Below are 24,780 nucleotides of genomic sequence, written 5' to 3'. Positions count from 1 at the left end.
TCCCGTGGTCAGGGGGCGGGCAGCCTAGGAGAAGCTGACCGAGGCCGAAAATAGCCGTTGACGCGAGACGAGGGCCGTTGGTGCAATTGCCTATTGCACATTTTACGCGCCATTGGTGGGGGATCGACGAGCGTGTCGCTTGACAGTCCACAGCTCAAGAAGCTGCTTCAGGATGTGGCCTCGGGAGCCCTTCAGCTTCCCGACTTCCAGCGTGAGTGGGTGTGGGACGACGAGCGGATCAAGGCGCTCATCGCCACCGTGACCCTCGACTATCCGCTGGGTGTGGTCATGGCGCTCCAGACGGGTGGCTCCACACCCTTCCGGGCCCGGCCGATCAACGGGACGGAGGGCTGCGATTCACGCACCCCCGACCTGCTACTGCTGGATGGCCAGCAGCGCATGACCTCGCTCTTCCAGGCGCTGTACCGCGACCAGCCGGTTGCGACGGTCGACGGCCGGGGCAAGGAGATGAAAGCCTGGTACTACATCGACATCGCCAAGGCCATCGGCTCGCCCGCCGATCGCGATGACGCGATCGTGTCGGTGCCCGAAAATCGCATCCTCACCACCGGACCGGCGCCGCGCGTCACCCTCGACGTGAGCACCATCGAACTCGAATGCGAAGCGGGCCTGTTCCCGCTCCACATCGTGTTCGACACCCAGCGCATCACAGCCTGGCAGAAGGCGTACGTCGACCGAGACGTCGCGAACTGGGGCCCCTGGTCTGAGTTCAAGGACCGCGTGCTCGACCACGTGCGGTCGTTCGTCGTACCCATGATCAATCTGCCGGTCGATACGACCATGGACGCTGTGTGCGCGGTGTTCGAGCGAGTGAACACCGGAGGCGTGCAGCTGAACGTCTTCGAGCTGCTCACCGCGACCTTCGCGGGCGACCAGGCGTATGTGGCCGAATTCGGCGACTACTACCATCTGCCGGCCGGCTGGGAGGCCATCAAGCAGCGGCTTGCGTCCCGGTACCCCGTGTTCGGAAGCCTGGAGCCGGGGCGGTCGGACGGCCTCAGCAGCAGCGACTTCCTGCAGGCCGTGGCACTCGTGCGCACCTGGGAGCTCAAGAAGGTGGGCAAGGCCACCACGGTCTCCTGCAAGCGTCGGGACCTGCTGAATCTCCCGCTCGCCGACTTCCGCAGACTGGCTCCCCGAATTGCCGATGCCTTCGAATGGATCGGGGGGTTCCTGGAGAAGCAGTGCATCGTCAGGACCGGCGACCTTCCCTATGCCTCGCAGCTCGTACCGCTCGCTGCAGTCCGCGCCATCGTCGGAGAAGAGGCCGACACCGCGGGCGGGGAGGAGCGGATCGACCAGTGGTACTGGAACGGCGTGCTCGGTGAGATGTACGGCCAGTCGACCGAAAGCCGCTTCTCTCGAGACGTGGAGCAGCTGGTTGCCTGGATCAGGCGCGAACCGAACGTGGTCCCGGACACCGTGACCGAGGCCGTCTTCGTCGACGACCGGCTGGACACCCTCACCACCCGCAACAGCGCCGCCTACAAGGGCATCTATGCGCTTCTCATCAGGCAGGGTGCGGTGGACTGGTTCTACGTCGACGGACCTCTCAAGGCATCTCAGATCGTCGCGCAGAACATCGACGTGCGGCAAATCTTCCCCAAGAACTGGGTCGCCGCGAACGCGCCACGGCACGCCAAGCATGTGAACTCCATCGTCAACAAGACGCCATTGTCGTTCCGGGTCAGCCGCGGCATGGTCGGGGTTCCGAAGTCGTACCTGAAGAGTCTCCAGCTGGAATCCGGCATGCGCCACCCCGAGTGGTTCGACGATGTGATCGCGACCCATTTGATTGATCCCGCGCTGCTGCACGAGTCGGACTTCGACCAGTTCTATGAAAATCGAGCTAAGCAACTGCTCGATCTCGTGCAGAGTGCGATGGGTAAGCGCACCGTGTACCGCGACGCCCCGGGCCGGTGAGGGCACGATGACACAGACCCCCTCGACGACTGACATCGCAGCCCTGAAGGGCAAGTCAATCTATGTGAGGGAACTCCTCACACTCTTCGGGCTGAGCAACCGCGACGACCAGGCCGTAATGGTGGTCAAGCAGGCCTTGAAAGACGCAGGGCTGACAACCGTCCCGTCCTTCGCCACTTGCGGTCATGGCATACCTCTGCACATTCAGGTCCAGGAGGCCGTTGCGCCGGCCGATGCAGTGATCGACGCCGAATCGGATGAAGGCGAGGAAGAGGACCTTCCGGCGGGTGCGCTTCCGCAGCAGGCCATGAGGGTGGGGGACATGCTGGTCGGCTCGAGCGGCTTCGTCTCGCTCGAGCCGACGGCGCAGCTCGTCCAGGCCACCTATCTCATGCGGGAACACGGGTTCTCCCAGCTGCCGGTGGTGGAGTCCACCACCCTGCACGGAGTTGTTACCTGGAAGTCGGTCGTCAAGCTCTACGAGACCAACAAGCCGCTCACGCTGGCCAACGCCCTCGAAACGGACGTGCCCGTGGCCGAGGAGCAGCACGACTTCTTTTCGATCCTGCCCAGGATCAGCGAGAAGGGCTACGTGCTGGTCAGGGGCAGCGACGGCGCCTTCAAGGGGATCGTGACGGCATCGGATGTCACCGAGCGCTTCACCGTCACTGCCCGCCCGTTCTTCATGGTCGGCGAGATCGAACTCCGGCTGCGCAAGTGCCTGGGTGCGGTCATCGCTCCCGAAGCCATCAAGGCCGTGCAGACACGCAAGAAGACCGGTCTGGTCGCCGACCTGACGCTCGGTGCATACGTAGTGCTGCTGGATTGCCAGCAGAGCAAGGACCAGCTGAGGCTGAGGGCCGAGCAGAACTGGGCCGACCTCAAATGGGACGGGGTGGACCGGGTCATGTTCGTGCGCCAGCTCGCCCAGGTGCGTGACATCCGTAACCGCATCGCCCACTTCGATCCGCAACCGCTGCCCGAGACGAAGGCCGAGGATCTGCGGAGGTTCTTGCAGCTTCTGCGGGATTACGTCCCGGACCTCTGACCGTGCCTGGGTTGTGGGCTTGCCTCCTGGCGAGCCCACAACCCATAGCACCTACCCCAGCTCGAACTGCTCCCGCAGCAGCGCAAGGTTGAGGCGCAGAGTCCGACCGTCTTGCAGGGTTTCCAGCACTTGCACGCCGTCGTAGTTGAGCAGCTGCCGTAGAACGGCGGCGAAGCCCTCTGGGCGTCGTGGCGGCTTGATACCCACCCGCTGGGCCAGCGCGGACATGGGGAGCGTCCCGCTTGCTTCGAGCAGGGCGCGCAGCGCTCGTTCGACCTGTACCGAAGTCGGTTTGTTCACCAGCATGCCGAGCTGGGCCTTGTAGATCTCCGATGCCAGTAGTCCGCTGACCAGCGCATCGTCAGGCGAGACCAACTCCACGGACAGCAAGGCGCCGTCGGCCGACGGTGTCGAGGGCGGTACCAGCGCCACATCGAACAGCGAGTCGTGGCTCTTGGCCAGCTCGGCCTCTGCCTTCGACTGCCTGCCGGTACCGGACTTCGTGGGTGCTGGTGCAGGAACATGAACGGCCACCGCAGCAGCTTCTGGACGTCCCACCTGCGGCTCCCACCAAGCCGGCCGCTGGCTGCCCAGCTCCCGCCAGCCCTTCGGCGGCGCCGCCCCGAACGGCAGGAAGGCCAGCACGGGAATCGTGAACTCCGAGAGTGCGGCGCCGCCGTGGTAGCCGGCCCGCTGCGAGCTGTAGCGCGCGTCCGCATCCCACAGGGCAATGATCTCGCCGCCCGGCTCGGGCGCCACCACGCGGGGCCCGGACAGCCGTACCTCTGCCTCGGCGAGGGGTTCCCCGGTTTCAGCAGCTCGCCGGTGGCGGGCCGATTCCATGCTCGGGGCCGAAACCCGGTACCCGTGCCGGTCGACGACGTGCCCGTGGTCGCTGGTCAGGACCACGGCCCTCCCCTGCCGTGCGGCGTAGCGCAGCAGGTCGCGCAGTGCTCCTATGTCGGACAGTCGCCAGGCACCGTCGCCGAGCTTGTGCTCACTGGAGAGCCTGTCGTCGACCGTGTTCAGCACGACCGCGACGTGTGTCTCGTCGCCTTCCAACGCCGCGAGCAGCTCGGGGCCCAGCCAGTCACCGCCACTGTCGGCCCGCAGGTCGTCCTTGTGGAAGACAGCTGCTTTCTGCTCGCCCCAGAAACGGTGCGCCGGGAACAGCCGCTTCTCGTCCTTCTGCGAGCCGAGCGTCAACCGTGCCGCGAACAGTGAGGTCCGCGAGACGGCCGTGACGGTGGGCAGAGCGGCCGCCATGCCACGACGGCGCGGAATGTCCTTGGTCCGGCTCTCGGGCAGCGGATCGTACTCGGCCCAGCTCTCGCGGAGTTCCTCGCCGAGTTCGGCGGCGATGGCGGCGCTCATCCCGTCCAGCACCAGGAGCAGCAGACGCCGCTTCTTGTCCTTCACCAGCGGCGCGATGACCTCCGGCAGGAACGTCTCCACCGTCAGCATCGAGCCCGCACCTTGGGCGCCCTCGGTCCGTACCGCCAGCGTCCGCGCGAAGGCCCGGTCGATGGCCCGCCTCTTGTCCCGTACCTTGCCGCACACAGCGTCGTACGCTGCCTTCAGCTCCGGCTCGGTGTCCCCGCCCGCCTGGACATGCTCCAGGGCCATGTCCACCCAGCCGGTCTCGCGCATGTGCCGGGCGACGGCCTCGGCCACGTGGGGCACGTCGGTGTCCGGCCCGTCCGCCAGCCACTGCGCCAGGCGCCCGGCCATGGTGACCCGCTCGATACGGACCGCCTCGTCCTGCCGAGACGCCAGCCTGTGATCCCGTAGCGCGTCCAGTGATTCATGCACCTGTGGCGCAGCACCGGAGCGCAGTGCCACACCGGCATCGGCGAAGCGTGCCTCCAGCCCTTCCCGGAGTACGGGGCTACGGCGACCGGCCGCCTCCGCCCCGAACTGCCGCATCAGGGAGGTGGCCCGGTCCAGCACGGTCGCGGACATCCGACGCGCGTCGTACGGGGCGTCGCCGCCGTCCGCGTGCACGGACCGGTCGGTGAGCAGCAGACCGGAGACGAACTCCTCGCAAGCACGCCCGAAGGCGGCGGCCAGCACGTCGAGCGCCTCGCCCCGGACCTCGGACTCCTCTCCGAACCAGCGCTCGGCCCGGCCGCGGGCCCGGTAGACCTCCGCGTCGGCCTGTGGGTCGGCGTGGCTCCACAGAGCCGCGCACAGCAGCCCGAAGGCCACGGCGTCCGGCCCGTGCTCGGCGCTCACCAGTGCGAACAGTGCCTGGCCGGCCTTCCCACCCTGTTCGTCCTCCGCGAGGAACTCGGCGAGCCCCTTCCGCTCGTCGATCCGGAGCGCGAGAAAACGGTCCGGTCCGCCGGGCTGCAGGGACCAGCACAGCAATGCGGGTACGTCGACCACGTCCGCCTGCGTTCCGGTGGCGGGATGGTCGGGGTCGTAGCGGCCGATGCCCAGCCGTCGCAGCGCCAGCTTGGCGAGGGTGTCCCGGCGCTCCAGCATGCCGCCGGCCACCGCCGGCCATCCGCCCGGTGGTGCGGCGTCCAGGAGCGCTTCCGCGGCCCAGTTGGAGTTCAGCAGGCGCGGATCGGTGTCGGCTGCGGCGAAGGTCTCGCGTACGACGTCCCACGTGTCGACGGCGTTGACCCGGTGTTTGTAGACCTTGGCCAGGACGTCGGGTCCCAGCTCCGACTCCTCCCGGTCCACGAGGATGGTCAGTACCTCGGGGCCGGTGGCCCCGGGGGCCAGGTGAGCGAGGACCTCCTCGTACACGGCGAGCGGCGAGGGCGCAGCGGCTACGCGGGCGCGCCGGTTCTCCCCCCAGACCACCTCGGACGGGCCGTCCCACTGAGGCGCGGCGCGCAGCAGCACCGCGCGCCGCTTGGCGGATGCCCGGAGGCGGGGCTGGGCCGCCAGGTACTGGGTGATGGTGGCGGCGTTGAGCCGTACCGCGCTCGTCGTTGCGGTACGGGTCGGGGACGACGTCGGCACCGGCGCCTCGGGGGTCACTCGACCACCCGCCAGCTGATCTCGACCGTTGCGTTCGGCTCGGCGGCCAGCAGGTCGGCCAGCTCGGCGTGCAGCTCGGCCACGGCCTGCGCCGCCTTGGTCCGGCCACCGCCGGAGCGGCGCGAAGCCCGGCCGGTACCGGTGCCGGTGGGGTGGGTGGTGGGCACCGGAGGCCGGCTGGTCTCGGTGTTGAGGTCGATCTCGTTGGGGTTGCGCGGTAGGTCCGGCGCGGGCGTCGGCTCGGCGGGGGGCGCTGTCCGGGCAGGGGCGGCAGCCGCCTCGGCGCGGTCGAGGACGGTGTGCATCGCCCCCTCGGCGTCGGACAGTGCATCCTCCAGCTTGGCCGTGCGCTGATCGGCCCGTGCAGCAGCGTGCAGGGCTTCGAGCACGGCTTCGCCGGCCGTCCCGTACTTGTGCGCGCGCTCCAGAAGCTTCCAGGGCCCTACGAGCAAGGCTGAGGCAACGGCCCGCGCCTGCTTGACCGAGGTGCTGTACCGACTGGCGGGTACCCCGCGGAGGTCGAAGGAAGCGAAGGCGGTGATGATCTGCTTGGCAGCAGAGGAGGCACCGGACGGGCCCTGCTCCAGCCCCGACAGCTCGTGCAGCAGGTCGCGTGAGCGCCGGGCCAGGGCCAGCCGTCCGTCCTCGATCGTGCTGTCCAGGCCGAGCAGGACGGAGTGGCTCTCCAACTGGGTCACGAGCGCGTCCACGTCGTCGCGGTATTTCCTGGCCGCGCTGGTGATCTGCCGGGCGAACTGGCCGACCAGTCGGCCGCGGCGCAGGGTCGGCGCGCTGTCGCCGAAGATGTCCAGGAAGCGGCGGCCCGCCTCTTCCCATACCTCCGCCTCCGGCAGCGGCTGGGAGCGCAGCGCATCGATCGGCTTGATGCTGGCGGGCTCGGGCGCGGGATCCAGCGGCGATCCGCCCCGCACCCACACCCGGTCGTCCATCTCCGCGTACGCGGCGATCACCAGGTTGGCGAGCAGTGGCTCCAGCCCCATCGGCTGGGGCCGGTCGATCCAGTCGGTGAGCTGGACGACGGTCAGGTCGCCGTGGCCGCCCTCGGCGCGTGCCTGCAGCGCGAAGTGCTCCACCCAGCGGGTAGAGAGGCGGAAGTACGCCTCCTTCTGCTGGCCCAGCTGGAGCGGTTCGGCTAGGCGCCGCATCGAGATGCGGTCCTTGGCCGGGATCTCGGCCTGCCGGTCGCCGGCCTCGGAGGCGGCGCGGATGTGACCGAAAACGGTCCGTACGTCGGCGGCCTTGAAGGCGGTGTGGGTGTTGTCGGGGTCGAGGTCCGGGTGCGCGGGGAACTGCTGGGCCAGCAGCTTCGAGGCGATGTGCCGGGCGGCGTCGGCGAGGGTCTGGCCGACGGACACCTTGAGGTCCGGCACCTCGCGCAGGGAAGCGAAGTGGTCCTCGAAGGACACGTCCACATCGGCAGGCAGCTTGGCTGCGCAGCCGTAGGCCTGCCGGAATGCGGCCTTGATCGTCTTGATGAGGGAGTCGCGCTGGCCTTCGAGCAGGGCCTTGGCCCGGGCTCGGTTGTCGGCGTTCAGGTGCTGGGCGTACTGGGTGTCGAAGCGGCGCTGGTCGGCGAGCGCGTAGTCGATGGTGACCAGCCGCTGGAAGTCCTGGAAGCGGGCGTTCGACAGGTGGGTCGGGATCCATGCCACGGTCTGCGGCGCCGCGCCGGGGCGCTCACGCAACCGCTCCATACGCGTGACGTCTTCGCGGGGGCCGTACTGGCCCTCGTCGTAGGGCAGGTCGATGACCAGCCGCCACTGGCCAGGCGCGCTGGGGGCGAAGTCGTGGTCGGGCATTGAATCGGTGTCGGCGACGTTGCCGAAGACCACCTCGGCGGTGCGGTTGGTACCGCGCCACACCAGCCGCAGCTCGTCGGAGCCGAGCTGGTCCTGGCGGTTCAGCCGCAGTTCCTCCTCCAGGAGGCGCTTGGCGAGGGACCGGCGGTTGGAGGGGTTGTTGTTGACGTTGGCATTGGCGATGACGGAGTCGACGTCGACGCCGGCCAGCTCCAGGCGCACGCCCGGGTTGGTGTCCGTACCGGTGGGCTTGATCTCGGCGAACCGGGAGGCCCACTCGGCGACCTTGGCCTTGATCACGCCGACCTCGGCGCCAGGGATCGGGGAGACGACCGAACCGTGGTTGAGCGCGCCGAGGCGCCGGATGGTCATGTCCCGCAGGGCGGGCACGCTGGGGGCCAGGGCCGACAGCAGCAGGGTGCACATCAGCCGGTTGTCGCCGACGAAGCCCTTGCAGCGGCCGACGAGCTGCGGGTCTGTGACGCTGGCGCGGCGGTGGCGGTAGCGCTCGATGTCCTCCTCGGTGACGTCGTACGTCGCCAGGAGGTGCGGGCGCAGCTTGGTGCGGTACAGCTTGTCGGCGGCCTGGAACTCGACCTTCAAGCTGTCCACGAACGGCTTGTCGCCGCCGTCCGCGATCACCGGGTAAAGATCGCCGAGCGGGACGAGGTCGTTGAGGGTGAGCTCGTCCCGGTGGCCGGCCAGCAGCTGGCCCATGAGCTTGAGACCGGTGCGGGAACGCTGGAGGGCCGAGGAGATGTGGACGAGGGTGTCCATGAAGGCGGGGGAGAAGGGGTACGTCAGCCGGAAGGACTCCTCATCCGCGCCCGTCGTCCCCTCGTCCGAGCCGAGCAGCGTGTCCCAGACCTGCGGACCGACCCGCTTGATCCGGGCGAAGGCGTCGTTGAGCTTGGCCGCGGCTTCGGCGTCCTTGGGCCTCAGGAGCCGGGCGTGGGCGATCTGCGGGAGGTTGCGGTCCTCCAGCGTGATCTTGTCGAAGCGGCCGGAGGCGAGGTTGAGGCTGTCCTGGATCGCGGTCTCTGCGGCACCCGAGGTCTCCTCGCCGACCAGTTCGCGCAGGTCGCGCTGGCGGGCGATGAAGGACACGATCGGGATCGCGCGGCGGGAGTCGGCGCCCTCGACGAAGTTGGTGATCTTGTCGGCTTCGCGTGAGACGAACCGCTGGTCGTGGATGCGGTTGGCGAGCCAGAGGATCAGCTCGTCCATGAAGAGGATCAGGCCGTCGTAGCCGAGCGACTTCGCGTGCTCGGCGATCACGGCCAGGCCGGCGTCGAGGGAGATGAACCCGTGCTCATCCTCGGCGGCGTTCTTCGCGAAGCCGGGGAACCAGGTGGTGCTGGCGTCGTGGACCAGCTTGGCGCGCAGCTCGGCGGGGGTGGACGGGTTGACCAGATCGAGGTTGACCTCGCCTCCGTCCAGCTCCTCGGCGTCGAGGGCGGAGTCGAGGAGGGCGGGGGTCCAGGCAAAGGCATCGCCCCACTCGTCGTCCTGGCCAGCGGTGCCGGTCTCCCCTTCGGCCCCGCTGAGCCCGTTGATGAAGGCCTCGTCACCCATGCGCATCCGGTGCGACCGGATGTCCTCGAAGAGGGAGTCAGTGCGGTAGACGTGGGGGGTGGGCGCGCCCGGGTGGAGAGCCTTTACGTGGCTGACGTACCCGCCGAGGACCCGCTGCTCCAGGGACTTCGCGCCGAGCATGTGGTACGGGACGAGCAGGAACCGCTTGCGCTCCATGCTCAGCCACTCGTGCCGGGTTAGGACCGGGTCGAACTCGTGGCGGGAGAGGGCGGCCCGGTCGCCCCTGAGGAGGGCGTGGAGGACGGCCATGAAGTGCGACTTACCGGAACCGAAGGATCCGTGGAGGTAGGCGGCCTTCGAGGTGTGCCCGTCGAGGGCGGCCTTGATCAGACCGAGGGCCTCGTCGAAGTTCTCCAGGAGGCGCTCGGTGACGACGTAGTCGCGCAGCGCACGCTCGGCTCCCTCTTCGGTGACCGCCTCGGCGAGCTTCAGGACGAAGTCGGAGGTGGAGATCGACGTCTTGATGTCGATCACATCGCGAAGCAGGGGGGCCGTGGCGGCGTTGGCGGTCGAGGCCATGTCTGTTCGCGTCTCCTGTTGTCTGGCGTCGTCGTTGTCGAGGGGCGTCTGCGCGGCACCGCTGGCCACTGGGTATCACGCGCGGTGCGCGGACGGTCCCGGTGCGCGGCTACCGGTGGGGCGCCGCAGCCTGGGCGGGCTACGGGCCATCCTCGATCGTACCGGTGCATATAGAAAAGAACCGGTGTGCGGCCCGGACCGGGCGGCTTCGGCCGACTGTCAGACCAGGTGCGCGACGAATGCCTGCCAGGCGTGGGGGCCGAATCCGATCACGGGGCCGGCGGGACGCTTGCTGTCGCGGACGGGGATGAGGCCGGGGATGTTGTCGGCGACCTCGACGCACTCGTTGTTGCCGCCGCTGAACCTGCTGCTGCGCCACCTCGCGCCCGTCAGGTCCGGCGTGCCGTGGCGTTCGCTGGTCATGTTCTGTGCTCCTTGGCCCTGCGCTGGATGACAGTGCGGGACTCCACGGGGGACAGCGCGGACGTGCGTGCAGCGTCGAACAGGTCTCGGTAGCGGGCAACCTCTGCTTCCCGTTCGAACCAGAAGGATCCGGTCGGATTGTCCGCCAGCACCACGTCGAGTGCTCCTTCCTCGCGGAACCCCAGCACTACGTACGGGCCGAACATACTCGCATGGGCCCCGCGGGAGAACGGCAGGACCTGGACAGTGACGTTCGGCCGTTCGGAAGCCGCCAGTAGATGCTCCAGCTGTGTCTGCATCACCTGCGGGCCGCCTACCTGCTGGAGGAGCACGGCTTCCGAGACCACGGCCCAGAGTTGGAGCGGAGATTCGCCGTCCAGCCGCTCTTGCCGGGCCAGGCGCACCTGAACGAACTTCTCGATCTCGTCGCCGGTCTGCCACTGCTTCGAGGCGACGGTCACGGCGCGGATGTACTCCGGGGTCTGGAGAAGCCCGGGAACGAGCTGTGCCTGGAAGGTGCGAATGGATCCGGCAATCGCCTCCAGCGCAATGTAGTCACGATACGTGTCGGCAAGGACTGGACCGTACTGATTCCACCACCCTTCCCTGCGGCGTCGGTTGGCCTTCTTGGCGAGGGCGCCCAGTCGGGATCGAATGTCTTCGCCTGTCACCCCGTAGGCCTGCAACATCGCGGTGAGATCAGGCAGTCGGAGGGTGACCCGGCCGTTCTCGATTCGACTGATCTTGCCCTTGGTGCAGTCGAGCGCTTCGGCGGCATCGGTGGTCGTGAGTCCAGCACTCTCGCGCAACCGACGCAATTCATCACCGAGTTGGCGCCCAAGGACTGTCGACGGCGCAGTCGTGCTCTTCGCTTCCATGTCAACACCTCTAGCAGAGCCCGACGCATGAGGGCGCTGCTTTAACTCGAAAGGGCGAAAGTGGACCACGACGCTACTAGCAACGTTGCAAGTTGATGGCGACCCGGCCATCCTGCTGGTCATGGCACCGGCCGTCTGGCGCTGGTGGATCGCTGACCCTCAGGGGGTTGCACCGTGACTGCACTGATCGACCTCTCCTTCCGGCTGACCCGCCGACCGCGCAGCGTGCCGAGAGCGCGGTCGGCGCTCCATGCGGTGCTTGCGGACTGGGGCGCGGGGGATGAGCTGCTGCACATCGCAGAGCTGGTGCTCTCAGAGCTGGTCACCAATGCCCTGCGCGTACGAGGGCCCAGCGACCGACAGGTCGGCGTTCGCATCGCGCACTCGTCGGCGGATGGGCTGCTGCGACTGGAGGTGAGCGACGCAGGAACGGGCCGGCCGGAGGTCAGGCACCCGGAGGAGGACGACACCCAAGGCCGGGGGTTGTGGATCGTGGATGCGGTCAGCCACCGGTGGGGCGTGAGCGAGCGCCTCGGCGGCATCGGTAAAACGGTGTGGTCCGAGCTGAAAGCCCCCGACCTCGTCCCCGCACCCGCGACGCGCGAGATCGCGGCGATCGCGGTTCAGGCCGGTCAGTCCGTGAGGGTCTGGGGCGAGTGGCGCACAATCCGCAGCGTGACGTCGGAGCGGCATGCTGCGGGTGGGCTGATGGTCGTGCTGTGGCTGGACGATGGTCCGCCGCTGAGGGTGCCGGCCGGGGAGCCTCTCGCGGTACGAGTGCGGGTTCCGGGATCGCATGCAACACCCCCGGCCGTAGAGTGAGACGCGCCGCGTGCTCAGTCCCGCGCAGGCAAGGAGGAGACCCCTTGACCAGCTCCGGCCATCACCCCATCCCTGTCCGCCGTGGACACCTGCGTGAAGCTGCCGAGAAGATCGAGCAGGCCACAGGGATGCGCGTGGAAATCATCGGAGGAACCCTCGTGATGTCCCCGAGCCCGAGCGGCAAGCACGCCGGGATCGTGATCGACCTTCGCGACGCAATTCGTCCCGGCGTCGCGGCCGTGTACGAGGCGTACGAGAACGTATCCGTCCCGATGCTCGACGATCCGGACGACTACTCGACTCCGGACCTGACCATCGGGCCGCGCGCGTTCAAGGAAGAGGACGGCTGGCTGCTCGATGCAGATGCGGTCGCGCTGGCGGTGGAAGTGATCTCACCGAACGAGCGACTGAAAGGGATCAACGAGAAGACCGCGTGGTACGCAGCGGCGGGAGTCTCCCGGCTTCTGCAAGTCGATCCGCGCACGGGCACCTGGTCTCTCTTCACTCGACCCGGAGAGGGCGAATACAGGGGTGTCGTTCACGGAAAGTACGGCGAGGATGTGCCGCTCCCCAAGGAGCTCGGCGGCGACCTGTCTACGTCAGGTCTTCCCCTGTACGGCACGCAGCCGGGCAACTGACAGCCGGGTGTCCTCCTCGCTGGACGAGCGAGGAGGACACTCCGGCTGATCAGCTTGTGGCTGCTCGCCGTCCTCCGCGGGCGGCCGGGGGACGCCAGTTGCGCAGGTCGTCGTCCGTCAGACCCCGCTCGCCCTGCTGAGTGGCGCGATAGCCCTCGAAGAAGGCCGCGGGGGACCCGCTGTAGTTGATGTCGAACTCGTTGTGCCACTGGGTGAGCCAGGGCTGCAGTTCGAGGAGACCCGCGAGGAGGGGGGTGATCTCCTCGGTGGACAGGTCGCCGTGGTTGGTGAAGTAGGCAGCGAGCGCCTGCGCCTGCTCCCGGTGATCCCAGCCGGCCCACCCGAAGAGTTCGGGGGTGCCGGAGATCGCCCCCGTCGCGTACGAGATGAACCGCTCCTTGGGCACGTCGAGTTTGCCGCGGGCGCGCCAGTAGGACGGCTTTAGGAAGTCGGCCGACGTGTACTTCGGCGGGACAGGGATGGAGTCGCGGATCTTCCGCTTCTCGTTCTCGTCCGTGGTGAAGTCCTCCCTGCGCTGGAGGTCCCAGACATGCTCCCAGTCGGCCCGCTTCTTTAGAGCGGCGGGCTTGTAGCGGAGCGCGGAGAGGAATGGAACGTGCTCGTTGGAGAGCAGGTCGGCAACGACGTCAGCGAGTTCCTTCCGGGGCGCGTAGAGCTCGGTGACGGAGACGAAGTCCTCGTCGCGGGAGAGCGTGTCGGTGATCTGGGCACGGGTGAGGATTGTCGGCTGGCCGTTCTCGTCGTACCAGTGCTCGCGCTTCTCGATCCCCTCGAGCAGCCAGGAGCGCAGCGCCTTCTCCTGGAGCGCGTCCCAGCCCTCGGTTGCCCAGCGCCGTTTGTACTCGGGTCGCTCGACCATGCCGATGGCACGGTTGGTCTCGATGACGTTGATGCGCTTTTGGACGACAGCCTTGTAAGCGTCCGACCAGTGCTCGGGCAGCTTTGTGATGGCCGTCGACCCGTGCCGCTTGAACCATTCGCCGGATGCCTCGCCAGCCGCCACCCGCCGCGCGAGCACGATCTCGAAAGCCCGCTCCCCGAGGGAGAGTTCGGGCACGTCGCCTTCGGGCGCGCGTAGATCTTCGGAGCACAGGTTGTAGAGCGAGTACACCTGCCAATCCAGCTCTTCTTGCAGCGCGATCATTCGATTGTGGGTGGCATGCCATGCATCTTTGGCGACCTGTAGGGCGGCCGGGGACGGTTTCCCTGATCTGACCAGAGCCAAGGGGGATGATGCGGTGAGCTGCTGAGCGAGATCATCGATGGTGGCGGCGAGAATAGTTGGGAATGCTGGTGGGAGGGGGAATTGCTGGAGCTTCTTGCCCGTGAACTCGTAGAACTGCTCCCAGAGTTCAGTCTTGATTCCGGACTGATGCCCCTCGGTGCCCTTGCTGTGGCTGACCATTTTGAGCCAGAAGCAGGCGGTGGAACTATTGAGTAGCCCCAGCAGATTTTGGTGCTCCGCTTCCCCTGTTCCTTGTTTTAGTTTTATTACCGGCGCGTGGCGATTGAAGACACTTCCGCCTCGATCGAGTACGAAGTGATTTTGAGTCGATACGAAGGCGAACATGATTGAGAGTGGGGATTTGTAGGCGGAGGCCGTGTACTGCATGTAGTCCCACCACTGGAGCCCGGCATCCTCCATGCCCCCCTGGAATGTGCTTCGGGCCTCGAGGGTGCGCCGCAGAGGCCACAATTCCTCCGCGAGCATACTCAGGTCGAATTCGGGAGTGTATGGGAACCAGATCGACTCTTCAGGGTTGGCGTTCCAGTCCCTGACGACATCGCCGGTCATGAACGGTCGGAGGCCTTTGCTGTCGGCCCTCGTCCTGTAGGTGCCGCGTAGGGGGCGCAGGTATGCACCGTCTGCACCTACTCGGACTGCCCGTCCGATGGGAGGCTCAATTGCGCGTTCAAGTCGCCGCAAGGTGGCTTGCTCTAGCCTCTCCACCATTTCGAGACCGCCGTCGGTGAGTACCCATGGCTGGCGACCGAAGTAGCGCGTGCGTTCCAAGTCGTCGGAGGAAACCCATGGGGTTACTGTGCCGGGTCGGTCGATAGCGGCAGTGATGGCATTCCAGACGAGCCCATCTTCTGCCTTAGTGGGGACTGCCGGCTCACCCTGAATGCTGCGAACAGTGCGAATTGTTTCGGCTCTCCCACTTCCGGCGCGCCTGCGGCCAACTAGAATTACTGTCGGCGTGCCATGCCCCGGAATGTATGCCCCCGAGGTGTCAATAACCTCGGTTAGTTCAACCTTGTGTGCGAAGTACTCCTCGATGAGCTTTGTTCCAAACTCGCGCTTCATGAAGGAGTTTGCCGTGATCTGGCCGACCATCCCGTACCTGCGCCCGTCCGGCTCGCCCGCCCTCGCGAGCTGGAAGAACCGCTCCGCGAAAGGTACTGATAGGGCGTAAGTCCCCGAACAGGACTTGTACAGCTCCCGGTACAGCAAATTTAGCGTCTTGTCCTTGACCGTGATGTAGGGCGGGTTGCCCACCACCACGTCATAGCGCCCCTGGTCCAGGATCCCCTTGTGCTCGTGCACGTCCTCCGTGGCGTACGAGAACTCCGCAAGCTCGTCCCGCTGTTCCTCCGAATCGACGAACTCCAGCTCACCCTGGCCTCCAGCGCCCACCAGACCGAACTCAAGCTGACGTGCCTTGATCAGCGAGTCGCCCACCGCGAGGTGAACCGGCCAGTCGTACCGCGCCGCCGCCTTCAGCGTCCGGATGTTCGCTGCCGCCATCGCCGCCATCAGCAGACGGAACCGGGCGATAGCCACCGCGAACGGGTTCAGGTCCACACCGTGCACCGCATTCAGCGCGAGCCGCACGCGCTCGTGCGGGTTCTGGCCGAGCCCCTTGGCCTCCAGCGCCTTCAGCATCCGCCGGAACGCGCCCAGCACGAAGTGGCCCGACCCACACGTCGGGTCGATCATCTTCAGCTCGCCGACCAGGCCGCCCATCTCCCGGACCACCGGGTCCATCGTCCGCTGGAGGATGAAGTCCTCCACGAACTCCGGCGTCTGCAGCAGCGCGTACGTCTTCCGCGCCGCCTCCGACAGGTCCTGGTACAGGTCACCCAAGAAGTGGGTGTCCCACCCGTCCGTACCGTCATCATTCAGCGGGTCGGTGAAGTCGTGGACCAGGACATCTGACTCGTCACGCTCACGCCAGAACTCCACCAGCGCCCGCGCCCCGTCGTGCGACAGCGGGATCTGGTACAGCGGGTTGTGGCGCTGGCTGAACAGCAGCCTGCCGGCGTCGCCCGCGCCCAGCTCCTCGAAGGCACGCTCCATCCAGCCGCGGTACGTCGGGTCCTGCTCCTCCTCGACGTACTGCCTGTACCGCGCCTCCGCCAGGTCGCGGCGCTCCGGCTCCGCGCCCGTGAGGTACGGCTCCGGAATCAGCCGGTTGTCCTCGCAGAACCGGACGAACACGGTGCCCAGCACCCACGCCACCGCGACCTGCGTGACCCGGTCGTCCAGCCACGCGTTCCACGTCGCCGCCGTACGCCCCAGCTTGAAAGCCTGGTCGTACTCGGCACGCAGCCGGCCCGCCACCCTCGCCCGCTCCGCGCGGTCGTCCGGCATGCCCGCAAGCTGCGGCTCCAGCCAGTCGGCCCACTGCCCCGGCCTCGCCCCCGGCGCCACAGTCTTCAGCAGCTTCGCGTACTCGGCTCGCAGCGGCTTCGCCACCTTGTCGCCGTCGGCGACCTGCGCCGCAAGGTCGGACTCGACCGCCTTGACCTGCTTGATCAGGTCGGCCTTCAGCGCATCGCGGTCGATCACTTCGCCTCGTCTCCCGTAAGTCCCACGAAAATCATTCCCCCAGCCCCGAACGGCGCTGATCGTCCACCCACGCGTCCGGCAGCGGAATCCACTCACCGAGCCCCGCCTGATAAGGCACGGCCACACTCCCCAGCCTAGGCGGACGCGCCGGGTCGCTCTGAGGGCACAGCAGCCACAGCCCGCGCCCGCCTTCCCGTGCCCGCTCCGCGAGCCGCTCCAGCACGCCCATCGCGTCGTACCGCGCCAGCACGCCACCATCGGTCAGCAGCAGTGGGACACCAGCAGTACGGCCACCCTCCAGCAGCTCCGCCAGCCGCGGCTCCACCGTGCCCCACGCCGTCCGCGCGTACTCGGCGAACTTCAGCGCACCCCTGGTACCCGGCTCCGCCACATCCGCCCGCAGGATCGTCTCCCACGTCGGCAGCGGCCGCTGGTCCACCAGCTCGTGCAGGGCGCCGAGGAACATCTTGGTCACCGACACCGGCTCAGCGCTGAACTGCTCACCCACCAGGGCTGCGCCCGCCTTCGGCGCCAGACCGGTCCGTACGGTCAGTACCCGGAAGCCGTCCCGCGGCGCCGACGACAGCAGCCGCTCCTGCGCCGCCACCGCCTCCGCCACCTGCGGGTCGTCCGCGTACCGGTGCGCCGACAGGGTGGCGGTCGGCTGCCGCCGGTCGCCCAAGGTGAGGAAGTTGGAGTCGTCCTTGCGTTTCGTCGGCAGGTAGCGGACCACGGAGGTGCCCGCCCGGGTCTCCAGGTCCAGGTCGAACCCGGCATCCCGCAGCGCGGTGGTCAGCGGACCGCCCACCGGCAGGGTGTGGCCGCCACGCGCATCCAGGATCTCCGGGAACCGGGCCCGGACTCGGTCGTGCACATCGGAAGGCGTCAGGCCCGGCTGGCGGTCGCGGTCCAGGCCGGGGGTCAGGCGGATCAGCCCCGCCTGGGTCAGCCGCAGGGCCCGTACGAGGGGCAGGTCACGCGGGTAGATCTCCAGGCGCGGGGTGGCCGCCGCGTTACGCGAAGCAGCCGCTGCCAGCTCGACCATGCGACGCTCGTCCCAGTCCACCGCCGCGCTCGGCTGCGGGACACCGCTCAGCTCGCCGAGGACGGTCGCCGCTGTCGGCAGGGTATCGAGCTTCGCCAGCCGGTCCGCGACCTTCCCGAGCCGCAGTGCGTACGCGAGCAGCCCAGGGGCCGATGGGGTGTCCGGGGCATCGTCCTCGGCGACCTCCAAGGCCAGCAGCCCGGCGCCCATGGCCTCGTCGGAAGCATTCCGGTTGGGCGAGTGCTGGAAGTCGGTGGGGTCGGCCGCCTCGACCTCCACCACCGCACGCACCGCCGCCAGAGCCAGAGCCCGCCGCTGCTCGGGCTCGGCGAGCTCTGTGCCCCTGCGCACTGCGAGCGCGTCCGCGATCTCGGCGGCCGAGGCGACCCGGCCCAGCTCGCGCAACAACTCCAGGATCTCGGTACGCAGCGTCTGGACGGCAGGCTGCTTGGCCCAGCGCTTGCGCTGCTCCTTGATCAGGTTCGAGATGGTGCTGGGATCGAGCCCCAGCGCCGCGGCCACGTCCTTCTGCCTCGGCCAGACACCGATCTGAGGCAGCACACCGCGCTCGTCGGGGAGCCGCAGCAGCAGCCGTACCGTCTCGCACTCGTTGCGGTTCGACTCGTTCTTCTTCAGCTCCGGCACGAAGACCGTGGCCAGTGCGTCCAGGCTGATGGTCCGCAGGGCCCGCTCGGTCAGCTCCCGCGCCGCGTCCGTGCCCACCAAGGAGACCGCGACCGCAGACTCCGCCGCCGACAGCTCTTCCTTCGCGGCTTTGCGGCCCGCTGGGGTGAGCGGTGCGGCGGGCTGCTCGGCGAGGAGCTGTCGCCACTGCTTGATCCGGGCCAGGACTTCGTTACGGGTCTTCGGGCCCAGTCCCGGCGCGTTGACCAGAGTCCGCTGGCTGTAGTCCAGCAGCTGGCCGACCGTCTCCACGTCCAGCCCGAAGACGAAGGATTGGGCGGCCGGGCTCAGGCCGGCGGCCGAGAGGTTGGTCTCCCGGTCCACGGCGGCGGCCAGCTGGTCGCGCAGCTCCTCCGCGGTCTCTTCCTCGGCGTCGGCGATGGCAGCCGGCCCGCGCTCGGCGGCCGTCTGAGGAGCCGTCGCCGGCTGCTGGCCCGGCCGCTTCGACTTCGTCGACGGCTTGGCCTGGTCCATGGCCAGGAAGATCCGCTTCCAGGCGTCGCGCATCGGCTTCAGATCCGGGAAGCGCTGAGAGGCGTCGCGGTGCAGGGCCGTACGGAAGAACTCCACCAGCCCGTCCTTGACCGCGGGGTCGAAGGCATCGGCGGCGATGGCCGGGTACGGCTCCACCTCCGGGTCGGTCTGGCGCGGGACCACTCGGCCGCCGCCCCATACGGGCAGCTCGCGCGAGGCCATCTCGTGCAAGGTGACCGCCACGGCGTACCGCTCCGCGTGCGCGTCGTACACCGAGCGGTCGGTGAGCGTGCCGATGAAGGGGTCGAGGTAGCCCTCCGTGCCCGCCTCGGTCTCCTGTACGGGGAAGCCCGCCAGTGAGAAGTCGATCAGAACGAGCTCGCGCGTTCGGTTGCGGCGGATGCGGATCGCGATGTTGTCCGGCTTGATGTCGCGGTGCCAGACGCCCTCGCCCTCGAGGAAGTCGACCGCTCCGAAGAGGTAGTCGCCGTAGGCCTCCAGCTGGTCCACGGACAGACGCCCGAATTCACGCAGCTGGCGGGCCACGGTCTCCTCGCGGCGCCGGTTCCTGGTCGAGCCGGGGACCGCTGGCTCGTCACCGGGGTCGCGTTCGTCGCCGACGTACTCCATGACCAGGACGGTGCGCGTGCCGATCCTCTGCGGCTCGGGCTTGATCAGCCGGATGATGCCGGAATGCGGGCGCAGCTGCTCCATGACCGCGGCCTCGCGGACCAGGACCTCGTTGCTCCGCTCCGAAACGGCGACCTTGATGACGGCCAAGGACTTCGCGAAGGGCAGCTCGGGGGCCGCGGTGAGGTCGCGGACGAGGAAGGCGCGGCTGGTCGAGCCGGTGCCGAGCCGACGGCGGACCTCCCAGCGGCCGGCCAGGACATCGCCCGCCACCGCCTCCAGCGGGTCCTTCTCCTCCTGCTCCTGTTCCTGCTTCGCCTTCTGCTCGGCCTCGGCGGGAACGGGAGTGGGGGCAGGGGCCGGGGTCGCGGCCGGCTCAGCGGCAGCAGGCTCGGCGACCGCAGGCTGGGCGGGCGGCTCGGTCAGGGTGTCCTCGACGACCTCCAGCATCTCCAGGAAGTCGTCCACCGAAGTCAGGCGGTCCAGGACGCGGTACGCGGTGGCGGCCTGGACCAGCTCGTCGATGTACTCCGAGAGGCCGTCCACGACCGCGCTCGGGCGCAGCCCCTCGCCCGCCTCGTAGCGCGCCATGAGCTCGGCCTGGCTGGCGGCCGGAGCCTTGCCGGTGGCCAGCAGGTACGTGAGGACGCCCAGGCCGTAGACGTCCAGCGCGACCGGATCCGCCTTGGGGGCGGTCAGCTCGGGCGCGAGGTACGGGTCGGCGCCCTCCGAGAGGTGGGCCCCGGCCCGGGAGAAGGTTGTCGGAGCGAACCGCTCGGCTCCCGCGTTCGGCCCGCCTTCCTGACCGGCGCCGCGCTGGACGGCGATCTGCCAGTCCGAGATCTGCAGCTGCGGGGTCAGCCAGCCGGCTTCGCCACGGTCCCGGCCACCCGGGGTGACATGGATGGCACGGGCCGCCAGGGTGCGGTGGTAGAGGCGGCGGCTGTGCGCGGAGCGCATGGTCTCGGCGAGCTGGCGGGCGAGCGCCATACGGGACAGGACGTCCAGCTTCTCGCCGTACTGGAACAGGTACTCGTCCAGCCGGAGCGTGCGCGGATCGAAGTCGAAGATCAGGGCAGGGCCGGCGGAGTGCCCCGTCGGATCGTACTGCTTGAGCTGCACGACACCCCGGTGCCGGAACCCGCGCAGCACCGCTGCCTCGCGCCGGGCCGCGCGCTCGACGGAGGCACGCTGCGCGGCATCCGAGCCGCGTTCGCGCAGGTAGACGCGGACGCGGGCAGCTTCGGGCAGCTCGCTGTGCTGGGCCTGGTAGTCGGCCCAGGTGGGGCCGGAGTCGAAGGACTTGCGGTTCAGCAGGTACGGGCCCACCTTGTACTCGGCGTCGCTGCGGGCGATCCCGATGTCTTTCAGTGCGGCGGCGATCCTCCGGGAGCGCGGGCCGTCGATCCGGCGGCGCTCCTCGCGCGGGGGCTCCTCCAGCATCTGGACGAGCTGGTCCACGGTGTGGACGCCGTGCTGGTCGTGGGCGGGCAGCCGGGTCCGCAGGGAGGCGTCAGTGAAGCAGACCGCCTCGGAGACCCAGACGGACTCGCCCTGGTCCTTGAGGAGCGAGGCCAGCTCCTTGGCCTTCTTGTTCGCCAGGTGAAGGGGGTTGCCGTGGGTGCGCTGCCGGGTGCCGGGGCCTGGCAGGGTCTGCAGCCAGGTGCCGTTGCGGGACTCGACGCTGCCGTGCCAGTCCTTCAGCTCAATCAGGTGGACGCCTCTGGGGGAGATCACCAGGAGGTCAACCTCGCGGACGTGGCCGGTGCCCGCGGTGAACGTGAAGTTCGACCAGGCACGCCAGGGGTCGTTGTCGCGGAGCTTCTCGCGGATGGCTTCGAGACCGCGCTGCTCGTGCGGAAACTCGGATTCGGTGACCGACACCCACCGGCCGTCCCGCATGTGGCTTCCCTCTTTGTGGTGATTCTTGGAGGTCTGTGACTGCTCGCGAACGTTTTTCCGCGCCTCGGATCCTATCGGGTGGCATCCAGTGACAGCTCAAACTTGGGTGATCTTGACCTAGCCCACCTTCGCTGTCGGACTTTATTACTAATGTGATCACCGTGGGAGGGGAACGCATGACACAGGCACCCGCCGAGGGTACGGACATCAAGTGGCTGCTGCAGCCGATCGGGCAGGCCGCCCAGCGTGGACCCCAGAACTTCGAGCATTCCGTCCGGAGGGGTGTGGAGCTTGCCGACTATGCGGCCGAGCTCGGCGACCAGGCGGATGATCTCAAGACGCTCTTCCCCGGGGGGCGGGCACGGTTCTGGGGGTCGGTGCGGGCAAAGAAGGAGAGCCACGGCAAGAACAAGGCGATCGACACCACCCGTCCGGGCGACGAGGTGCTGTTCTATGCCGAGGGGTCTTTCATCGCTCGGGCCACGATCGTGGCAGCCTTCAGGAACCGAGCTCTGGCCGAGAAGATCTGGCGCAAGGACAAGGACGGAAATCCCTGGGAATACATGGTCGCCCTCGACAACGTCGTCGAGATCAGCGTCCCGGCCCGGCGGATCCTGGCAAAGCTGGACTACAAGGCCGGCCACGTGCAGTCCCTGATCCAGGTGACGGCCGCGAACGTGCTCCGCCTCCGCCCGTTGCTGGACGATGCCGATCCCCTGACACTGCCGCTGCCGAAAGATTCGGTGATCCCGCGACAGAAACAGCGAGCACCCCGGTTGGGCAGCGAGGACCTGCTGCGCATGCTCGGCAACCTGAACACTTACTCCCAGCCGGATGGAAGCCCGGCCCGCCACAAGCCGCTGGCCCTTCTCTGGGCGATCGGCCGGCTGACGGCCGGGCAGGAGAGGCTCGCGCCCTGGGAGGAGTTCGAGGCGGAAGTCGGTTCCCTGCTGGACGAGTTCGGCGGCGAACATGACCGCAGGACGCCCGAGTACCCGTTCTGGCACCTGCGGAGCAGCGGATTGTGGGAGGTCCAGGGCATCGACGACAGCGGGTTCAAGCCCACGGTGGCAGCCCTGCGCGCAGCGAAGGCCCGAGCAGGTTTCAGCAGCGACGCGGCCAAGCGTCTCAAGCGCGCCCTGACCCGCGCCCAGGCAGTCCGTCGGTTGCACTCCACGTACTTCGCCGAGTCCGGTATCGACAAGGACGTACTCCTTGACCGGGTGGGCCTCGACGGGTACAGCAGCGCCAGTGGCCGGAGTACGGACGCTCCGGCCGCGCCCGGCCCGGTCGCTCGCCGCCCGGCGACTGGCACCCGGCCCGACCGCGACCGCAGCCTCCCCGACCAGGTCAAGATCCTGCACGAGGACCGGTGTCAGGTCTGCGGTGAGCAGCTGGAGACACGGGACAGCCACTACAGCGAGGCCGCGCACATCCAGGGTGTTGCCAGCCCGCACTTGGGGCCTGACGTATTGGAGAACCTGCTCTGCCTCTGCCCCAATCACCACAAGCAGTTCGACCACTTCGGCATCTACATCGATGTCGACTGGGCGGTCCGGCACACCAGGAGCGGCGAGCAGGTCGGAACCCTCACACGCATCCCCGAGCACCGGGTGGACCCGGAGTATGTCGAGTACCACCGCGACCAGTGCCTCAATAGCGAGTAAACGGCTTGATCTCGCACTCCCTGGACGGCGGGCGGGCGCCTCCCGCGCGCGCCCGCCGACGGCAACCAGTGCTGTGACCGGCAGGGTAGGCAGCTACTCCCTCGGCGACGACCAGACGTGGGGCGTCCCCCGGCGCCGCAAGGGCATCTACCACACCTGCCCGACGCGCTGCTTCTCGCGCAGAGAACACGCAGGCTCTGTGGGGGGCGGCCCAGGGGCAGCTCGGCATCGACGCCAGATCCGTTCCTGTCCCGCGCTGGACGGCAGCCCAGCCTGTTCAGGGGAGGCGGGCGGCCAGTTCGGAGAGCCAGGCGCCGGGGCTGTACGACGTGGGCGGATCGACCTCCATGCCCAGTTCGGCGAGGGCGAGGGCGTGGTCCGACTCCTCCAGCGGCAGCGACAGCAGGTCGGACAACTCCCCGCGGAGCTGGGCGATCAGGCCGGGGTCGGTGCCGTCGACGTAGTCATGCAGCGCCGCGTCGTGATCCTCGAACTCGTCCGGCATGTCCTGGGAGAACCAGCCTCCGAGCAGCTGCCCGAGTTCGGGGAAGCGGGCGTGCCACTCCCAGTGGGTCTGGGGCGTGGCAGGGGCTGGCGCCGAGCCCGTCTCCACGCACTCCTTGAGCCGGTCCGCCAGCTGGACGAGCCAGGTCTGGATCTCCGCGTCGGGCAGCCCTACGTCGGGTACGGGATAGAACTCGCCGAGGCGAAGCCGGAGCCGCCCGGGCGGGTTCTGCGCGTACTCGCGGAGCTGGTTCTCGGCGACCGCGATAGCCCAGGGCCGGGTGCGCCAGCAATGCCGGAGGTAGGCGGTGAGGGCTTCCTCGTCATGGGCGGAGTGACCCAGGTGCGCCCGGATCACCTGGTCAAGTTCGCCGTACTTCCGGTCGTGTTCGAGGGGCTTGAGGGACACGAGGCTGCCTCTAGAGGTAGATCGGGAAGGTGCCGTGGACGGTGAAGCCGTGGGGGCTCGCGGTGTTCCGCTTGAGTACGACACGGGCCGCGCGTACATCTACGGCGTCCCGACCGGCCAGCATCATGGCCTGGAGCAGGACCCGCCCGACGGGCTCGGGGCGGGAAGGCCAGGCGGCCTCGATGGTCAGGCGCTGCCGCGTCGACTGGGCCAGCCAGCGGTGGATCACCTGCTCGTTGCGGGTGACCACGTGCTGGGTTGCCCACTGGGCCGTTTCGCGATCAGGGTAGGTGGCGGCCCGGTTCGCGACGGGTGTCGTGTTCTCGACAGGGGTCATGAGTGTTCTCGCTGCATATGGTCGTTGACGGTTTCGAGGAGTGCGTGGAGCCGCTGGCGGGAGATCCAGGAGACGTACCGGCCCAAGGACTGCTCGTCGGGAAAGAGTACGAGGGCACGCTGAGCCTCGGTGGTGATGGCGACGGCAACGTCGGCGCAGTCAGGGTGTTCGTTGGTGACATAGCTGGTGACGGCGTCGGCGAACGAGGCATGGCCGCCGTCCATCATCTCGGCCGTGAAGCCGTCGAGGTGGGGGAAGGTGGCCGAGAGCTCCCACCGGGACATGGGGAGCTCGTCGTACTGTGCGGGCGGCTCGCGGTCGAGGATCCGTACCATTCCCGCGAGCATGTGGACGTACTCCGCCGGATCCATGCCGCCCGCAGCCCGGGAGATCTTCTCGTCGAAGGTCCTCGGGCGGGATGCCAGGAATTCCGGTGAGGAAATGACGACACCGATGAAGTCCAACAGTGCTGCTGTCGTGAACGGAGGACAGTTCCAGTTGGCTCTCCAGGAATTCCTGATCATTCGATTGTAGCGTCGAATTTCATCATCGAGAGACAGTCCGCCGCCGGTTTCCTGGACACGGATGGCCAGGTCGATGAGCCGGGTGGCCGGACTGTCCATGAATACGGC

Annotated in this window: 14 protein-coding genes; 5 read left to right on the top strand and 9 right to left on the bottom strand. The window is 68.2% G+C overall.

The window, feature by feature from the left end; translation table 11 throughout:
* The first annotated feature begins 132 nt into the window (after window positions 1-132).
* Entirely contained in the window at window positions 133-1,944 is a 1,812-nt protein-coding gene (locus B6R96_RS11905) for a DUF262 domain-containing protein (protein WP_081522442.1), read from the top strand.
* 7 nt (window positions 1,945-1,951) lie between these two features.
* Complete coding sequence (locus tag B6R96_RS11900) at window positions 1,952-2,992, top strand: CBS domain-containing protein (RefSeq protein WP_081522441.1); 1,041 nt, start codon at window positions 1,952-1,954, stop codon at window positions 2,990-2,992.
* 51 nt (window positions 2,993-3,043) lie between these two features.
* Here the strand turns inward: B6R96_RS11900 and pglZ are convergent, their stop codons facing one another.
* The 4 genes from pglZ to B6R96_RS11880 form a co-directional block, all read right to left on the bottom strand.
* Window positions 3,044-5,986: a BREX-2 system phosphatase PglZ gene (pglZ, locus tag B6R96_RS11895; protein WP_237291400.1), complete on the bottom strand. Its 2,943-nt coding sequence runs from the start codon at window positions 5,984-5,986 to the stop codon at window positions 3,044-3,046.
* Window positions 5,983-9,921: a BREX-2 system ATPase PglY gene (pglY, locus tag B6R96_RS11890; protein ID WP_081522440.1), complete on the bottom strand. Its 3,939-nt coding sequence runs from the start codon at window positions 9,919-9,921 to the stop codon at window positions 5,983-5,985. Before pglY ends, pglZ begins: the two co-directional genes overlap by 4 nt.
* 219 nt (window positions 9,922-10,140) lie before the next feature.
* A complete protein-coding gene (locus tag B6R96_RS11885; RefSeq protein ID WP_081522439.1) occupies window positions 10,141-10,344 on the bottom strand; it encodes a DUF397 domain-containing protein in 204 nt (67 codons plus the stop codon).
* Window positions 10,341-11,222, bottom strand: a complete 882-nt coding sequence (locus B6R96_RS11880) for a helix-turn-helix domain-containing protein (RefSeq protein WP_081522438.1) — start codon at window positions 11,220-11,222, stop codon at window positions 10,341-10,343. The genes B6R96_RS11885 and B6R96_RS11880 overlap by 4 nt, the downstream gene beginning before the upstream one ends.
* A gap of 174 nt (window positions 11,223-11,396) precedes the next feature.
* Here B6R96_RS11880 and B6R96_RS11875 point away from each other — a divergent pair, with 174 nt between their 5' ends.
* On the top strand, window positions 11,397-12,044 hold the full coding sequence (locus B6R96_RS11875) for an ATP-binding protein (RefSeq protein ID WP_081522437.1): 648 nt from the start codon (window positions 11,397-11,399) through the stop codon (window positions 12,042-12,044).
* A gap of 44 nt (window positions 12,045-12,088) precedes the next feature.
* Entirely contained in the window at window positions 12,089-12,682 is a 594-nt protein-coding gene (locus tag B6R96_RS11870) for a Uma2 family endonuclease (RefSeq protein WP_081522436.1), read from the top strand.
* A gap of 49 nt (window positions 12,683-12,731) precedes the next feature.
* Here B6R96_RS11870 and pglX read toward each other — a convergent pair whose 3' ends face one another.
* Window positions 12,732-16,496, bottom strand: a complete 3,765-nt coding sequence (gene pglX, locus B6R96_RS11865) for a BREX-2 system adenine-specific DNA-methyltransferase PglX (protein ID WP_443069888.1) — start codon at window positions 16,494-16,496, stop codon at window positions 12,732-12,734.
* Between the two features lie 31 nt (window positions 16,497-16,527).
* Window positions 16,528-21,231: a BREX system serine/threonine kinase PglW gene (gene pglW / locus B6R96_RS11860; RefSeq protein WP_107475498.1), complete on the bottom strand. Its 4,704-nt coding sequence runs from the start codon at window positions 21,229-21,231 to the stop codon at window positions 16,528-16,530.
* Window positions 21,232-21,407: 176 nt separating this feature from the next.
* Between pglW and B6R96_RS38065 the strand changes: the two genes are divergently transcribed.
* Window positions 21,408-22,898 (top strand): HNH endonuclease, encoded by a 1,491-nt coding sequence (locus B6R96_RS38065; protein WP_237291399.1) that lies wholly within the window; start codon window positions 21,408-21,410, stop codon window positions 22,896-22,898.
* Between the two features lie 277 nt (window positions 22,899-23,175).
* Here the strand turns inward: B6R96_RS38065 and B6R96_RS11850 are convergent, their stop codons facing one another.
* The 3 genes from B6R96_RS11850 to B6R96_RS11840 are packed head-to-tail and all read right to left on the bottom strand — an operon-like array spanning window position 23,176 to window position 24,771.
* Window positions 23,176-23,811 (bottom strand): contact-dependent growth inhibition system immunity protein, encoded by a 636-nt coding sequence (locus B6R96_RS11850; protein ID WP_081522435.1) that lies wholly within the window; start codon window positions 23,809-23,811, stop codon window positions 23,176-23,178.
* Between the two features lie 10 nt (window positions 23,812-23,821).
* Entirely contained in the window at window positions 23,822-24,148 is a 327-nt protein-coding gene (locus tag B6R96_RS11845) for an RNase A-like domain-containing protein (RefSeq protein WP_081522434.1), read from the bottom strand.
* Complete coding sequence (locus B6R96_RS11840) at window positions 24,145-24,771, bottom strand: hypothetical protein (protein WP_159396315.1); 627 nt, start codon at window positions 24,769-24,771, stop codon at window positions 24,145-24,147. Before B6R96_RS11840 ends, B6R96_RS11845 begins: the two co-directional genes overlap by 4 nt.
* Window positions 24,772-24,780: the final 9 nt, after the last annotated feature.

The organism is Streptomyces sp. Sge12 (assembly GCF_002080455.1).
GTDB lineage: Bacteria > Actinomycetota > Actinomycetes > Streptomycetales > Streptomycetaceae > Streptomyces.
The sequence above is the reverse complement of the archived record's forward strand: the minus strand, read 5'-3'. Positions and strand labels throughout refer to the sequence as shown.

What these genes read in the sequence shown, in the direction of transcription:
- B6R96_RS11900 (WP_081522441.1), top strand. Translation starts at nt 1,952, where the DNA reads ATGACACAGACCCCCTCGACGACTGACATCGCAGCCCTGAAGGGCAAG.
- pglY (WP_081522440.1), bottom strand. Translation starts at nt 9,921, where the DNA reads ATGGCCTCGACCGCCAACGCCGCCACGGCCCCCCTGCTTCGCGATGTG.
- B6R96_RS11885 (WP_081522439.1), bottom strand. Translation starts at nt 10,344, where the DNA reads ATGACCAGCGAACGCCACGGCACGCCGGACCTGACGGGCGCGAGGTGG.
- B6R96_RS11880 (WP_081522438.1), bottom strand. Translation starts at nt 11,222, where the DNA reads ATGGAAGCGAAGAGCACGACTGCGCCGTCGACAGTCCTTGGGCGCCAA.
- pglW (WP_107475498.1), bottom strand. Translation starts at nt 21,231, where the DNA reads ATGCGGGACGGCCGGTGGGTGTCGGTCACCGAATCCGAGTTTCCGCAC.
- B6R96_RS38065 (WP_237291399.1), top strand. Translation starts at nt 21,408, where the DNA reads ATGACACAGGCACCCGCCGAGGGTACGGACATCAAGTGGCTGCTGCAG.
- B6R96_RS11845 (WP_081522434.1), bottom strand. Translation starts at nt 24,148, where the DNA reads ATGACCCCTGTCGAGAACACGACACCCGTCGCGAACCGGGCCGCCACC.
- B6R96_RS11840 (WP_159396315.1), bottom strand. Translation starts at nt 24,771, where the DNA reads ATGGACAGTCCGGCCACCCGGCTCATCGACCTGGCCATCCGTGTCCAG.